Here is a 15,084-nt window from a genome sequence, read left to right as displayed (position 1 = left end):
CTAATCAAAGTTTCCCTCTATTTGCATTTTCTTCAATAAATATGATTTTATCATTTTATGGTCTGGATTGTCTAAGTTAGGGTCCATTTCAAAAATGACTTGAGCTTCTTGTTGAGCAGTCTGCAAAACATTAAAATCTGTCACAGGATTACCTACACTAAAATTAGGAAGTCCCGATTGTTGATTACCCAATAAATCTCCTTGCCCACGTAGTTCGAGGTCTTTTTGCGCTAATACAAATCCATCATTTGTTTCTGTCATAATACGCATTCTTTCAATAGCCACTTCGTTTTTAGGATCAGCAATCAAAATACAATATGATTGCTTACTTCCACGTCCTACACGACCTCTTAATTGATGTAATTGCGATAAACCAAAACGATTAGCATCAAAAATCACCATGACACTAGCGTTAGGAATATCTACGCCTACTTCAATTACTGTTGTCGATACGAGAATATCTACTTGTTGATTTTTAAAATCATTCATGATGGTATCTTTTTCTTGAGTAGTCATTTTCCCGTGTAAAATTGCTACTTTTTTATTTGAATATATTTTTTGAAAATTATCAAAAATTTCTTCCGCATTTTTCAAATCAATATTTTCAGATTCAGAAATCAATGGTGTAACAACAAATACTTGTGAATCAGTTTTTAATTCTTTATCAATAAACTTGTATAGTTGGTCAAGTTTATTGGAACGTAACCAATACGTTTCTACTGGTAATCGTCCTTTAGGTAACTCCTTAATTACCGATAATGACATATCGCCATAAGTAGTAATCGCCAGTGTACGCGGAATTGGTGTGGCGGTCATTGCAAGTATATCTGGGTTCTTACCTTTTTGACGTAATGTACGTCGTTGTCCAACACCAAATCGGTGCTGTTCGTCAATAACAATAAAACCTAAGTTCTTATAATTAACGTCAGCTTGAATCAAAGCATGCGTTCCAATAACAATATTTGTCTTTCCAGTGCTTAAATCTTCAATCTTTTGTTTTCGTTGTTTAAGCGTCAATGAACCAACCAATAAATCAATAGATACATTCAATGGTTCTAACATCTGAGATATTTTTTCAAAATGTTGTTCCGCTAGGATTTCTGTAGGTACCATTAATGCAGCTTGATATCCACCAGTAACCGCTGCAAACAGAGCAATTGTTGCAACGATTGTCTTACCGCTACCAACATCACCTTGTAATAGCCGATTCATATGAGAACTACTTTTCATATTATCGAGAATTTCATTAATAACTTTTGTTTGATCATTGGTCAATTCAAAAGGCAACTGGCTAATCAATTCGTTAATTATTTTTTGATCATATTTCAAAGAAATCCCAGATTTTTTAGCCTGATCAATATTTTTAATATTTTGCATGCCACATTCGAACAAGAAAAACTCTCGGAACTTAGCAGTTCTTCTGGCATTCTCGGTTTCTTCAACAGAATCCGGAAAATGCATCCCTTTTATTAATTCACGTTCAGTAACTAATTTATATTTTTCAATTATATTATCGGGTAATGACTCTTCAATTAATTCAATATATTCATCAAATCCTTGTTTAATTAAAGCTTTTAACGTAGATTGTCGAATATTCTTATTCACCGAATAGACTGAGTCAACATCTTGATCTTCATTTAAGTTTAAAACTTTCATTCCAGTTAGTGAGCGCCGAATTTGATCCCACTTCCCATAAACCTGTACCTCTTGGCCCGTCGTAAACTTATCCTTTAGCCAAGGTTGATTAAAAAAAGTAACCATTACAGATTCATTCTCAACAAGTAATCGAACATTCAAGCGACTTTTTTTATACCCAAAACGACTAACAATCGGATCACTCGCGACTACTCCACTAATTACCGTTTTTTCTTGATCAATAATCTCATCTAGAGATTTAACAATTAAATCTTCATATCTGAACGGAAAATAGTACAACAAATCAGAGATAGTATTAATACCAAGCGACTTCAAAACTGCCACTTTCCTATCTCCAACTCCTTTTAACATTCCAATATTATCGTCTAAAGATTTCATAAATTTCCTCAAAATAAAAATAACTGACCTCAGTCAGTTATTCTACAGCAATTAGATATGGATATACAGGTTGATCTCCTTGATGTATTTCTGTTTCAACATCAGGATATTTATCTTCTATGCTTTGAGCTATAGAATTGGCTTGATCTTCATTACCATCTTCACCAATAAGAATCGTTATAATTTCACTTTCTTCGTCGATCATTTTGTCAACCATATTCATAGCAGTTTTTTCTAAATCTGCATCTTCGGTAACAATTTTACCATCAACAATTCCCATGAAATGACCTTTAACAATCTTAAGTCCGTCAATTTCAGTATCTCTAATAGCATTAGTGATTTGTCCAGAAACAACAGCTGATAGTGAATCAGTCATGTTTTCTTTGTTATCTTCAAGACTGGCGTCTGGATTAAATGATAATAATGATGTCATTCCTTGAGCAATTGTTTTTGATTCAACAACAGCAGCAGGAACTTCACTCACTTCAACAGCTTGCTTAGCAGCCATAACAATATTTCCGTTATTAGGTAAGATTAGCACTTGTTTAGCGTTAGTAGCTTCAATCGCTTGCAAGATGTCATTTGTAGAAGGATTCATTGTTTGCCCACCACTAATGACATAAGTTACGCCTAAACTTTCAAAAAGTTCTTTTAGTCCATCACCAGAGGCAACAGCAACTACACCATAATCTGTAGCTGGAGCTTTTGTTGTTGTAGCAACAGGAGCTTCATTTTCCTCTTCAGATGTATCTCCGTCAACAATTGTTTCATGTTGAATACGCATATTATCAATCTTAATTTTGGCTAAATCTCCATAACGATGTCCGTAGCTAAACACTGCTTCTGGATGTTGTGTATGGACATGAACCTTTACAACTTCATCATCAGATACAACAAGTGAAGAGTCACCTAGTTCTCCGATATGAGTACGGAATTCATCATAATCAAATTTATCTTTTGAAGTTGGATTTTGACCAAGGTTAATCATCATTTCAGTACAGTAACCATTAACGATTTCTTCAGTAGTGAAGTGTCCTTGAACAGATTGATGATGAGTGGCATTAGCCATTTCTTCCATTTCGGCAGTATCTGGTTGATACTCAACACTTGCAGTTTCACCAGTTAAGCCTTCTAAGAATCCTTCATAGATAAATACAAGACCTTGACCACCTGAATCAACAACGCCGACTTCTTTTAATACTGGTAATAAATCAGGAGTAGAAGCTAAAGCTTTTCTAGCTCCCTCTATTACAGCTTTTAATAAAACAATAATATCGTCACTGTCTTTAACTGCTTCTTCACCGTATTCAGCACCAACACGAGCAACAGTAAGGATTGTTCCTTCAACAGGTTTCATAACCGCTTTATATGATGTTTTAACACCATCTGTGAACGCAGTAGCTAAATCCTTGGCATCTATTGTATCTTTACCTTCAAGGCTCTTAGAGAAGCCTCTAAAGATTTGTGAGGTAATAACACCCGAATTACCACGAGCTCCCATTAACAAACCTTTAGCAAGTGCTTGTGCTAATTCACCAACAGTATTCATATTTGATTCATTAACTGCTTTATAGCCACTTTGGAATGTTAGATTCATATTAGTTCCTGTATCCCCATCAGGAACTGGAAAAACATTTAATGAATTAACAAATTTTGCATTGTCACCTAATCTACGTGACGCAACGCGCATCATATCTGAAAATTCATTATTTGAAATAACTTTAAGACTCAAAAGATTGTCCTCCTAATTGTTATAAGAACATTTATTATTTAGCTTCTTCAATAACTTTAACGCCTTGGACAACAACATTAACTTCTTGTGCATCCATCCCAAGCATTGTTTCTAAATTAAATTTAACTTTATCTTTAACGTTTTTAGCAACTTCAGAAATTTTAACGCCATATCCAACAACAATATTGACATTAACAATAATACTTCCTTCTGCTTGTTTAACTACGATCCCTTTTGAGTAGTTTTCACGACGCAAGATATCATTAACTCCATCACGAAGTTGATTCTTACTTGCCATTCCAACTACACCATAAATATCAGTAGCAGCCCCACCGACGATAGTAGCAATTACTTCATTTGAAATATCAATTTTCCCGTATTTTGTATTAATAGTAACTGACATAATTTTCTCCTTTACCACAAAGTAAAAGTAATAATTCAAAGAAAATTTTAACATAGTATTGCAAACTAAAATAGTTTTTATGAACTTTTTTTGGATTTAAAGGTATTTTCCTTTACAGGTACTTGTAATAATTTTTTCTATATGGTAAATTATTTAAGTAAATTTTAAAAGAAAACACATAGCCAAAGGAGGTTGTGTCCCATGGCAAAAGATTTTATCACAGGTCGTAAGACTGCATTCGGTAACAAACGTTCTCATGCTTTGAACTCTTCAAGACGTTCATGGAAGCCGAACTTGCAAAAAGTTCGTATTTTAGTAGACGGTAAGCCAAAACGTGTATGGGTTTCAGCTCGTGCACTTAAATCTGGTAAAGTTACTCGTGTATAATAAAAAAGACTAGCATATGCTAGTCTTTTTTATTTGCGATCTTTACTCTGAATGGCAACTACAGTTCCCGATTCAAAGTTAAAATCAATATATTCATCTATAAATTCATTACTTGCCCAACTTATTTCAAATTGATTAGTATAATTATTTAGATGATATTTACTATTAATCAAATTAAGATTATTCACTATTCCCAAGGTAACAAAACCAATATATTTCATATTGGTTATTTTTTTTACCTTTTTAATGCCAGGTTTGAAAAATTCAATGAAATTATCTTCATCAATTATTTTAATTTTTTCGATAATACTTTGATATTCAGGTAAAACTCCCAGAAATATATTAGCTAATAAATGATCAATTCTACCACCTGTTGCACCATATAAATGAATTTCATCAAATTCAAAGTTATCTATTACAGTATTTAAAGCAAGTTGTGTATCCGTAAAATCTTTCTCGGATGGAACTTGAATTATGTGAGATTTTGAATCAACGACATTTTGATAATCAGCATTACTACTAGAATCAAAATCACCAACAGTATACTTAGGAACAATACCCTTTTTTAATAAATAACTAGCACCGTGGTCGGCAGCAATCCAGTCTCCCTCAATATTTTGAGGATTTTCAAGTAATCGTTTTGGATATTCAGTGATAGGACCACCTAACAACAAATTAATTACTTTCATTAGTTTAACCTAGCCTATTCTTAATGAATCAATACGTTGCTTAATATCTCCACCAAATACGTATGATCCAGCAACAAATACATCAGCACCAGCATCTAAACAATATTTAATAGTTTTGTCGTCAACTCCACCATCAACTTCAATTTCAAAGTTACAATTACTATTTGTTTGACGCAATTGATCAAGGTGAGCAATCTTGTTTGCCATTTCCTTAATGAATTTTTGTCCTCCAAATCCAGGGTTAACAGTCATTACAAGAACTTGGTCAACGATAGGAAGAATTGGAAGAATTGATTCTACTGATGTTCCGGGATTAATTACTACCCCTGCTTTAGCTCCTAAATTGTGAATTGTTTGGATAGCTCCATGAATATGTGGAGTTGCTTCAGCATGAATTAGAACCATATCAGCTCCAAATTCTACTGCATCTTTCAAGTATGGTTCTGGGTGATCTATCATCAAATGAACATCTAAAGGTACATCTGTTGTTTCTTTTAGAGATTTAATAATACCCATTCCAAATGTGATATTTGAAACAAAGTGTCCATCCATAATATCAACGTGAATCAAGTCTGCTCCGGCATCAGAAATCGCCTTAACATCCCTTCCCATGTTCATTAAATCTGCGCTTAAAATTGACGGTGCTATTTTCATAATTATTTCTCCTTCTTATAAATCGGCTTTCTAGCTTCGATTTCTTTTCTTATTGTTTTGTAATCATTGTATCTAATAATTGAAACATTTCCTGCTTCTAATTCTTCTTTAACTGCACAACTTGGTTCATTAATATGAGTACATCCTCTAAACTTACATTTATCAGAATATTTAACAAAATCTGGGTATAGTTGAGGAAGATCTTCTAAACTTATTTCTCTTAAATCAATTGATGAAAATCCTGGTGTATCAGCAATTAACCCATCATTAAAACTAAATAAGTTAACTTGTCTAGTGGTATGTTTCCCTCGATTTAACGTAGAAGATATTTCAGCAGTTTCCAAATTTAAATCGGGTTTTATCTGATTGAGCAAGGTTGATTTCCCTGCACCAGTTTGACCAGTAAAAACAGTTACTTTATCTTTAAACAACTCATAGAAATCATCTATATTAACAGTGCTTCCATAAATAACTGGATAGACTTTGTCATATTCCTTAATAATTGGCATGACTTTATCTAGCTTATCGCCAGCAATATCTTCTTTTGAGATATAAATAATTGGATGAATATTATTTTTTTCTAAGTTAAGTAATATTTTATCCAGAAGAATCGCTGAAAAATCAGGCTCTACACACGATGTAACAACAATCGCTTGGTCTACATTGGCCATAGGTGGTCTAATCAATGAATTTTTACGTTTCAAAACATCATTCAGATACCCCAGTTGATCTTTGTTATCGTCAAATTCAACATTATCGCCCACTATTGGTTTAATACTTTTCTTACGTAAATTGCCACGTGCACGAGTACGATAAACCTTACCATTACTCAATATGTCGTAAAATCCACTAATTGAACTAATTATTTTGCCTTCAGCCAATTTATTACCTACTCTTTTCTTTTAAGTGTTCACTATTGTTTACCTTTTGAAACAACAATAGTTACAACTGATCCTCTATTTATTTGAATAGATCCGCCGTTAGGAATATCCGGGCTTTGACTTATAACAACATCCTTAGCAACTGTATCTGAATTTGCGTATGTAATGTTAAGTTCGAATGCATATTTTTCAGATTCTGCTTGTGCATCCGCCAAAGTTGAGCCAACTAAATAATTAAGAGTTGTTTTTTGGTCTTTTTCAGGATCTTCGCCCTTTGAAACGACAATTGAAATTACGCTTCCTTTAAGAAGTTTTGAACCACCAGCTGGCGTTTGACTAATTATTTTGTCCTTATCAACAGTATCAGAATAATCATAACTTATGCTTAAAGAATATCCCTTACTTGCCACATAGGTCTTAGCTTCTTCTATTGTCTTTCCAACCAAGTTCTCAATAGTCATTGGCGTTGTAGCTTCGTTAATTCCCTTACTTACTTCGAACTCAATTGTTTCTTTATTTGGAACTACACGTTCTCCAGCAGGTAAGCTTTGAGTAATAATAGTTCCTTTATCATAGCTTTCTGAATACACAGTTTTTTTAGTTACCGTAAAACCTTTTTCTTCAAGTTTCTCTTTAATACTTGAATAATCTTCACCTACATAATCACCTATCTTATACTTCTTCTGTCCTAAACTAATTTTAAGATCGATTGATGAATTATTTTTCACTTTTGTACCAAACTCTGGGTCGGAATCGATTACACGTCCTTTTTTAACAGTATCGCTATAAACTTGTTTAATATCACCTATTTCTAGACCTTTACTAGAAATGGCTTCTTCAGCTTGACTTTTGGTCAAATTAGAAACGTTTGGAACTGCTACACTACTGTTACTATTAAGCCAAAAGATTCCAGCGATTAATGCTATCAGTAATATAACTGTACTGATAATAATTGCACGACGTTTTTTAGATTTTTTCTTAGTATTTACTTCTTCATCGTTTTTATTATCAGCTATTGGGTCCATAACTTTAGTTTCAGCCAAATCTTGCGGTGCATCAACAATTACTCGTTCCTCATTAGCTCTAGTTGATAAAAGCGTTGTTTTTAAATCTTCTGCCATTTCAACGACAGTATTGTATCTTTGTTCAGGGTCTTTAGCCGTAGCCTTAAATATTACATTTTCTAAGGCTTGAGGAATTCTTGGATCAACTTCACGTGCTGAAGGCATTGGCGTTCTAAAATGTTTCAATGCAACTGAAACAGCAGTATCACCTGAAAATGGAACGTGCTTAGTCAGCATCTCGTAAAGAATAATTCCCAACGAGTAAATATCAGACTTGGTAGTAGCTTTTTTACCGCGAGTTTGTTCGGGTGACATATAATAAACAGAACCTAGTGTAGCATTTGTCTGCGTGATTGAGCGCTCACTAAGAGCAAGAGCAATTCCAAAATCTGATACCTTTACGCGACCAAAATTATCAACAAGAATATTTTCTGGCTTCAAATCTCGATGAACAATATTATGTTCATGCGCTACTTTAACAGCTGACATGATTTGCTCCATCATATCAATTACTTGTTGATATGGAATTGGGAAATTCTGTCTAATATAAGTTTTTAGATTAGTTCCTTTGACATACTCAATAACCATGAACTGATTACCGTTATCAACCCCCACATCCAAAACATTAACAATGTTAGGATGAGACAATTCACTTGTTGAGATTGCTTCACGTTTAAAACGCTCTTGAATAGACTTATCATCACGTAAATCTAGTCGTAATGATTTCACAGCAACTTCTCGATGCAAGATTGTGTCTTCAGCTAAATAAACATTAGCCATTCCACCTTCACCGATTGTTCCCAGAACCTTGTATCTACCTGCAAATAAATATCCTTCTTGCATGATTAATCCTCCTTTCCTGAAACATTTTGCATGATTAATGCCGTAATGTTATCTAAACCGCCACCCTCATTAGCATAATCTATCAATTCTTTACACATATCTTCTAACAATATGTCTTTTGTGAGTGTTTTTTTGATTTGCTTTTCAGATACCATATTAGTCAATCCATCTGAACAAAGTAATAACATGTCATCTGGTTGTATATTAAATATTTTAGCAGCCGGTTTAACCTTATTATTAACGCCAAGAGTTTGCGTAATAATATTTTTTTGTGGGTGATTACGAGCTTCATCTTTACTGATTTCACCTGACTCAACCAACTCATTCACTAATGAATGATCAAAACTTAATTGCGTTAATTTATCATCTCGTAATAAATAACAACGACTATCACCAACATTAGCAACTAACATCTTCTCATCATAAATAATGACGCCGACCATCGTCGTTCCCATACCGTTAAGATCTGAAAATTGATTAGCAGCTTCAATAATCCGATTGTTCTCTTTTTCTAATTCAGCCATTATCCAGTTATTTAATGTATCTAAACTAGATAATTCTGTCTTTTCAAAATCATGTCCAATATGAGAAACGGCCATATCAGAAGCAACATCTCCGCCTCTATGTCCACCCATACCATCTGCCACAAGGCCTAGTATAGCTCCTTGAGTGTTTTTGAATACATTAACGTAGTCCTGATTTGACTGCCTTTTTTTACCGATATCAGTTAAATATGCAGTTTTCATGAAATAATCCTCTACTTAGTTCTTTTAATCGCGCTGATGAAAAATCCATCTGTTTGATAATCATCTGGGTATAATTTTACCATTTTATCATCTGAATTTCCTAACGATGTTAAAACATCAACTTGTTCAAAGTTATCATGAGTATCTAAGAAGTTCTGAACTTGTTGTGAGTTTTCTTCATCAACAATCGTGCAAGTACTATAAACTAATATTCCACCAATATTCAAAGAATCAGCAGCACTATTTAAAATATTTCTTTGAATATCTATTAATTCAGAAATATCTGAACTAGTTTTGTTATAACGCATTTCAGGTTTGCGCCTTAATAATCCTAGTCCTGAACACGGTGCGTCAATTAAGATTCGATCAAATTTTTGGTCCAGAGCTTCAATATGAGTAGCATCAAAATTTTGTGTTTTAATTATTTTTGACATCCCTAAACGCTCAGAATTTTGATTTATCAAATCAAGCTTATGATCATATATATCAAGAGCAAGTACCGATCCTCCCTGATTTTCATCAAGAAAACTTGCAATATGCGTAGTTTTCCCACCAGGAGCTGCACAAGCATCTAGAACAATTGAATCAGCTTTTACTTGTAATGCAGGAGCAACTAACATCGAGCTTTCATCTTGAATCGTATATAAACCTTCTTTAAATTCTGAAGAATTAATCACACGATGATCATCAGTAACTAACCCAAAAGGTGATATTTCACTTTCAATTGTTTCTATTCCTTTATCTAAAAGTTTAGACTTCAAGTCATTTCGTGATATTTTTTTTGTATTGACACGAATTGATAGTGAAGAAGGATAATTAAGAGATTCAAGAATACTTTTAGTTTTTTCTAATCCAAGTTGTTCTTTTAACAATCGTACAATCCAAACAGGGACACTATGTTTAACACTTAATTGATTATCAATGTCTTGGATAATACTTACATCTTTATGTCCTTGTCGTTGATAGCTTCGTAATACTCCATTAACAAAACCGCTAATTCCACGATTTCCTTTTCTTTTGGCAATTTCTACAGATTCATATATAACTGCACGATCAGGTACTTTATCTAAGAATTCCATTTGATAAATAGATATTAATAACAATGTATTTACCCAAGGATCTACTTTTTTACCTTTAAGATAATCTTGTAAGTAAAAATCAAGTGTTAGCTTGTTCTGCAATACACCGTAAACAATATTAGTCATCAGGCCAATATCTTTAGAATTTAGTTCTTCTTTATTAATTGCTCGATTAATTTCTACATTAGAGTATGCGTCATTAATTAAGACGCTGTTTAAAATATTTAAAGCAATATATCTGGCATTATTATTCAATTATCTTTTGACCTACCTCAATCTCACGACCTATACCATTCAAATACGAAGCAATATCCATCGATTTTTTCCCTGATGGTTGTAGTTCTTTAATTGCTAACGCAAATTCTCCGGTAGCAATCACAAGTTTCTTCTTAGTTCTTTCAATAACGGTACCTGGCTCTAAACTATTTTCTTCAGATATAACTTCTGTTCTCCATATCTTTGTGTGTAACCCATTAATAATTGCATAGGCGCCAGGATTTGAATTAAGTGCACGAACTTTATTATGAATATTTATTGCTGAATCAGTAATATCAATTTGTTCTTGTTCCTTTGATATATTAGGTGAAATAGTTGCTTCATCCTGATTTTGTGGTGTTCGTTCGTTTGTTCCATTTACAATATCAGGTAATACCTTAAGTAATAGATCACGTCCAACAATACTTAACTTGTCAAACATCGTATCCCCTGTATCGTCGTCTTCTATTTTGACTTCAGCTTTAGCTATCATGTCTCCTGCATCCATAGCTTTAACCATGTACATAATAGTAATCCCAGTTTTTTCTTCACCATTCATAATTGACCATTGAATTGGTGCACCACCACGATACTTAGGTAATAAAGATCCATGAACATTTACAGCTGCTCCTACTGAATCAATTAAACTCATCGGTAAAAACTGTCCATAAGCCGCAGTTACTAAAACATCCGCATGTAATTCAATTAATTGCTTAATTTCATCACTGCCTGATAGTTTCTCCGGTTGATAGACAGGAATATCGTTATCTAATGCTACTTGTTTAACCGGAGTTGGTTGTAATACCTTCTTACGTCCTACTGGTTTATCTGGTTGTGTAACAGCGGCAATCACTTCATAATTACCATCATCAATAATTCCTTTAAAAACTGTCGCCGCTAAATTAGGAGTTCCCATAAATATTATCTTTGTCATTTACATACCTCAGTTCAATTGTTGGGGTTCTTTATCAATAGATATTCTATATCCATTTTGAATATCTTTTTGTGTATCTATTAATAACTGTGTCAAAACTTCATGCACAGCATTTTGATTCTTATATTTTAATATTATTTGATAATAATATCGATTATTAATTTTAGAAATAGTCCCAGGAGTAGGACCCAAAATTATAACTTCATCAATTAAGTCCCTATTCAAAATATTCTTAATTTCAAAAGCTTTTTTAAGGGCTTTGTTTTCATATTGATGAGTCACAGTTATCAACGTTGTGTAATAAAACGGCGGATAATCAGAACGATGTCGAATGTACATTTCATGTTTATAAAAGCTCTCATAATCATGCGTGGCAGCCAGCTGAATCGCATAATGATCAGGGTTATATGTTTGCACAATTACATGTCCTGCTTTGTTCGCACGGCCTGCTCTACCACTAACTTGTGTTAGAAGCTGAAAAGTTCTTTCACTCGCACGAAAATCTGAAATAGCTAAAGTTGTATCTGCATTAATTACCCCTACTAAAGTGACGTCAGGAAAATCTAGTCCCTTAGCAATCATTTGTGTTCCCAAAAGAATAGAAGCTTCTTTTTTAGCAAATTTGTTTAATATTTTACTATGAGAACCTTTCTTAGAAGTAGTGTCCACATCCATACGTAAAATATTGATACTTGGAAAAATCTTTTGTAACTGTTCTTGTACTTTTTGCGTACCGGTTCCATGAGAACGTAGCTTATCACTATTACAATTAGGGCAATTTTTTGGGATGCTATGTTCAAATCCACAGTAATGACATTTTAAAGAATGACTGTCTTTATGAACCGTTAATGAGACATCACAATTTGGACACTTTAAAACATCTCCACATTCTCTACACATTAAAAATGCCGAATATCCACGTTTATTGAGCATTAATACTGCTTGCTCATTATTATTGATTGTTCTTTGAATGCTATCTATCAGTTCCTGGCTGAAATCTCCAGCTTCCGACGCATTTTGAGAATCACGCATATCAACAATCTTTACAGCCGGTAAATCCATATCATTTACACGCTTTTTCATTCTTATCAAATGATAAACGCCTTTTTGAGCACGAGCTCTAGATTCCAAGCTTGGAGTAGCACTTCCTAAAACAACAGGGCAATGATTGTATTTCCCTCGCCAGATTGCTATATCACGTGCATGATATCTTGGATTTTCTTCCTGCTTATAACTAGATTCATGTTCTTCATCAATAATGATTACACCTAAGTTAGTAAGTGGTGCAAAAATGGCGCTACGTGCTCCCACAACAACTTTCGCTTCGCCACGTTCAATACGTCGCCATTCGTCATATCTTTCACCATTTGACAATCCACTGTGTAATACAGCTACATCATCTTTAAAACGAGCAGATACTCGATTAACCATTTGTGGTGTTAATGATATTTCTGGGACTAGCATTAATGCCGTTTGTTTGTTATCCAAGACGCGTTGAATAGAATTCAAATAAACTTCTGTTTTGCCACTTCCTGTAACTCCTTCAATCAAGAAAACATCATTCTTATTTTGAAGTGTAGATTCTACAATATCGTTTACTGCATGAGTTTGTTCTTCATTTAATATATGCGACTTATTTTCTTCTTCATATTGGTTAATTGGGCTGCGATATGTTTCTAATTCAACTTTTTCAAAAATACCATCTTTAACGACACCAGTAATCACAGAACGCGATACTTTTAATAACTTAACTAAATCATTAATTGCAGTTGTACTATTTGGGTTATCAATGAAATAACTTATTAATTTCATTTTTGACTTAGCATTTTTAGGTAAAGTAGCACTTATATTTTCTAAATCCATCGGAGATTTATGATTAACTATTGCCGAAATTGTCTTTTTCTTAGCTCGGTTTTCGACAACATAAACTACATCAATTTGACCATTAATCTTATACTTTTTTAATTTTAATAAATCTTCTTTAGTTAATTTATCAGTAATTTCAACTTGGTCATCGCCAGCAAATAATGAATCGTTTTTTATTGTCTCATCTTTAACGATGGCAATTTGATGATATTTTGCCCGCATAACATTAGGTAGCATAGTCTGTAGACTAGATATTCTAAATGAATAAGTAGTATCAGCCATCCATTTTGACAATTGCAACATTTCATCATTCAATACTGGTTGAATATCAATAATATTACTAATTGGTTTAAGTTTCCCACTAAAGTCAGAGTCATCCACTAATTCATCGACAAATCCTTGTATTTTTCTTCTACCAAATGGCACCTCAACTCGAACTCCTTTTTGAATAACCTCAGCTAATTCAACAGGCACTTCATAATCAAAAGTTCGGTTTGTTTGCATTGTTGGTATATCAACTATAATTTTTGCAATCATATATTCACCTACACGCTAAACTTAAACAAAAAAACCTTCACTTTGCAAAGTGAAGGACTTGAATTACTTATTTGATTCTTTTTCTAGTTGTTCAATATCCATTCTTTCAGCATCTTTTTCAAGCATAACTGATTCAGGATCAATCTCGATTTTTCCATCAGCAATTTCTTCAAAAGCTTTACCAATAATACGAGGTGATTTGTATTGACTAATCATTTCAACATCACCTGTTTCTAATTCATGAGCTCTTTTTGCAGCAAGTATTGCTAACGAATAACGTGAATCCACATTATCCAATAATTTATCAATTGAAGGATCTATAATCATTATTTATCACCTATTACTTTCTTATAACTATCGTATACACGAGAAACTTTTAAATGTTCACTACGAATAATATTCTCGATTTTACGTACAGCTCTCGGAATTTCATCATTAACTACAGCATAATCGTAGTGTGACATCAATTCGATTTCTTGTCGAGCTTTTTCAATTCTTTTGTCTATTGTAGCATTATCTTCTGTTCCACGGTGAGAAATTCGATCGCGCAAGCTACCCAAATCTGGTGGGGTTAAGAAAATAAAAACACCATCTGGCATTTTTTCACGAACTTGCATGGCTCCGTTGACTTCTATTTCTAAAAGTACATCACGTCCAGCATCTAGTTTTTCTTGAACATATTTTATTGGAGTTCCGTAATAATTATCAACATATTGAGCATATTCAAGCATACCATCATTCTTGATTTCGTTCTCAAATTCTTCCTTAGTGCGGAAATAATAATCAATACCTTCACGTTCTCTTGGACGCATCTCACGAGTTGTCATTGAAATAGAATAATCAAATCGAATACGTGACTTCTTAACCATTGCTTTTCTGACAGTACCTTTTCCAACACCCGATGGTCCTGAAAGAACAATTAACATACCTTTAGACATATTATCCCTACTCTTCAAATTATAATAAGTATATTTTGGGCT

The 15,084-nt window shown here is 33.4% G+C and carries 14 protein-coding genes; 1 reads left to right on the top strand and 13 read right to left on the bottom strand.

What is annotated here, in order from left to right; all coding sequences use genetic code 11:
• The 3 genes from recG to RD055328_RS02685 are packed head-to-tail and all read right to left on the bottom strand — an operon-like array spanning nt 1 to nt 4,169.
• Entirely contained in the window at nt 1–2,034 is a 2,034-nt protein-coding gene (gene recG, locus RD055328_RS02695; protein WP_244087272.1) for an ATP-dependent DNA helicase RecG, read from the bottom strand.
• Between the two features lie 37 nt (nt 2,035–2,071).
• On the bottom strand, nt 2,072–3,766 hold the full coding sequence (locus RD055328_RS02690; RefSeq protein ID WP_244087271.1) for a DAK2 domain-containing protein: 1,695 nt from the start codon (nt 3,764–3,766) through the stop codon (nt 2,072–2,074).
• A 34-nt stretch (nt 3,767–3,800) separates the two neighbouring features.
• A complete protein-coding gene (locus RD055328_RS02685) occupies nt 3,801–4,169 on the bottom strand; it encodes an Asp23/Gls24 family envelope stress response protein (RefSeq protein WP_244087270.1) in 369 nt (122 codons plus the stop codon).
• 201 nt (nt 4,170–4,370) lie between these two features.
• On the opposite strand from RD055328_RS02685, the gene rpmB reads away from it, so the two are divergent.
• Nucleotides 4,371–4,556: a 50S ribosomal protein L28 gene (rpmB, locus tag RD055328_RS02680; protein ID WP_244087269.1), complete on the top strand. Its 186-nt coding sequence runs from the start codon at nt 4,371–4,373 to the stop codon at nt 4,554–4,556.
• Between the two features lie 29 nt (nt 4,557–4,585).
• On the opposite strand, the gene RD055328_RS02675 is transcribed toward rpmB, so the two are convergent.
• From RD055328_RS02675 to gmk, 10 genes are all read right to left on the bottom strand, one after another.
• Nucleotides 4,586–5,245, bottom strand: coding sequence for a thiamine diphosphokinase (locus RD055328_RS02675; RefSeq protein WP_244087268.1), 660 nt, complete (start codon nt 5,243–5,245; stop codon nt 4,586–4,588).
• A gap of 9 nt (nt 5,246–5,254) precedes the next feature.
• A complete protein-coding gene (gene rpe / locus RD055328_RS02670; RefSeq protein ID WP_375708060.1) occupies nt 5,255–5,899 on the bottom strand; it encodes a ribulose-phosphate 3-epimerase in 645 nt (214 codons plus the stop codon).
• Nucleotides 5,900–5,901: 2 nt separating this feature from the next.
• The gene (gene rsgA / locus RD055328_RS02665) at nt 5,902–6,780 is read right to left on the bottom strand and encodes a ribosome small subunit-dependent GTPase A (RefSeq protein ID WP_244087267.1); all 879 of its coding nucleotides are present in this window, start codon (nt 6,778–6,780) and stop codon (nt 5,902–5,904) included.
• 32 nt (nt 6,781–6,812) lie between these two features.
• Nucleotides 6,813–8,687: a Stk1 family PASTA domain-containing Ser/Thr kinase gene (pknB, locus tag RD055328_RS02660; RefSeq protein ID WP_244087266.1), complete on the bottom strand. Its 1,875-nt coding sequence runs from the start codon at nt 8,685–8,687 to the stop codon at nt 6,813–6,815.
• A 2-nt stretch (nt 8,688–8,689) separates the two neighbouring features.
• Nucleotides 8,690–9,433 (bottom strand): Stp1/IreP family PP2C-type Ser/Thr phosphatase, encoded by a 744-nt coding sequence (locus RD055328_RS02655; protein ID WP_244087265.1) that lies wholly within the window; start codon nt 9,431–9,433, stop codon nt 8,690–8,692.
• Nucleotides 9,434–9,444: 11 nt separating this feature from the next.
• On the bottom strand, nt 9,445–10,767 hold the full coding sequence (rsmB, locus tag RD055328_RS02650) for a 16S rRNA (cytosine(967)-C(5))-methyltransferase RsmB (protein WP_244087264.1): 1,323 nt from the start codon (nt 10,765–10,767) through the stop codon (nt 9,445–9,447).
• Nucleotides 10,760–11,701, bottom strand: a complete 942-nt coding sequence (gene fmt, locus RD055328_RS02645; RefSeq protein ID WP_244087263.1) for a methionyl-tRNA formyltransferase — start codon at nt 11,699–11,701, stop codon at nt 10,760–10,762. The genes rsmB and fmt overlap by 8 nt, the downstream gene beginning before the upstream one ends.
• A gap of 9 nt (nt 11,702–11,710) precedes the next feature.
• Nucleotides 11,711–14,104 (bottom strand): primosomal protein N', encoded by a 2,394-nt coding sequence (priA, locus tag RD055328_RS02640; protein ID WP_244087262.1) that lies wholly within the window; start codon nt 14,102–14,104, stop codon nt 11,711–11,713.
• A gap of 63 nt (nt 14,105–14,167) precedes the next feature.
• The gene (gene rpoZ, locus RD055328_RS02635; RefSeq protein WP_244087261.1) at nt 14,168–14,431 is read right to left on the bottom strand and encodes a DNA-directed RNA polymerase subunit omega; all 264 of its coding nucleotides are present in this window, start codon (nt 14,429–14,431) and stop codon (nt 14,168–14,170) included.
• The gene (gene gmk / locus RD055328_RS02630; protein ID WP_244087260.1) at nt 14,431–15,042 is read right to left on the bottom strand and encodes a guanylate kinase; all 612 of its coding nucleotides are present in this window, start codon (nt 15,040–15,042) and stop codon (nt 14,431–14,433) included. The genes rpoZ and gmk overlap by 1 nt, the downstream gene beginning before the upstream one ends.
• Nucleotides 15,043–15,084: the final 42 nt, after the last annotated feature.

Origin of the sequence: Companilactobacillus sp. RD055328 (assembly GCF_022835675.1) — a bacterium.
Taxonomy (GTDB): Bacteria; Bacillota; Bacilli; order Lactobacillales; family Lactobacillaceae; genus BQUT01.
The sequence above is the reverse complement of the archived record's forward strand: the minus strand, read 5'-3'. Positions and strand labels throughout refer to the sequence as shown.

Bases quoted from the DNA above. Each gene is read 5' to 3' on its own strand.
- rpoZ (WP_244087261.1), bottom strand. From the start codon at position 14,431: ATGATTATAGATCCTTCAATTGATAAATTATTGGATAATGTGGATTCA.
- rpmB (WP_244087269.1), top strand. From the start codon at position 4,371: ATGGCAAAAGATTTTATCACAGGTCGTAAGACTGCATTCGGTAACAAA.
- gmk (WP_244087260.1), bottom strand. From the start codon at position 15,042: ATGTCTAAAGGTATGTTAATTGTTCTTTCAGGACCATCGGGTGTTGGA.
- RD055328_RS02655 (WP_244087265.1), bottom strand. From the start codon at position 9,433: ATGAAAACTGCATATTTAACTGATATCGGTAAAAAAAGGCAGTCAAAT.
- rpe (WP_375708060.1), bottom strand. From the start codon at position 5,899: ATGAAAATAGCACCGTCAATTTTAAGCGCAGATTTAATGAACATGGGA.
- RD055328_RS02675 (WP_244087268.1), bottom strand. From the start codon at position 5,245: ATGAAAGTAATTAATTTGTTGTTAGGTGGTCCTATCACTGAATATCCA.
- pknB (WP_244087266.1), bottom strand. From the start codon at position 8,687: ATGCAAGAAGGATATTTATTTGCAGGTAGATACAAGGTTCTGGGAACA.
- fmt (WP_244087263.1), bottom strand. From the start codon at position 11,701: ATGACAAAGATAATATTTATGGGAACTCCTAATTTAGCGGCGACAGTT.
- RD055328_RS02685 (WP_244087270.1), bottom strand. From the start codon at position 4,169: ATGTCAGTTACTATTAATACAAAATACGGGAAAATTGATATTTCAAAT.
- priA (WP_244087262.1), bottom strand. From the start codon at position 14,104: ATGATTGCAAAAATTATAGTTGATATACCAACAATGCAAACAAACCGA.
- recG (WP_244087272.1), bottom strand. From the start codon at position 2,034: ATGAAATCTTTAGACGATAATATTGGAATGTTAAAAGGAGTTGGAGAT.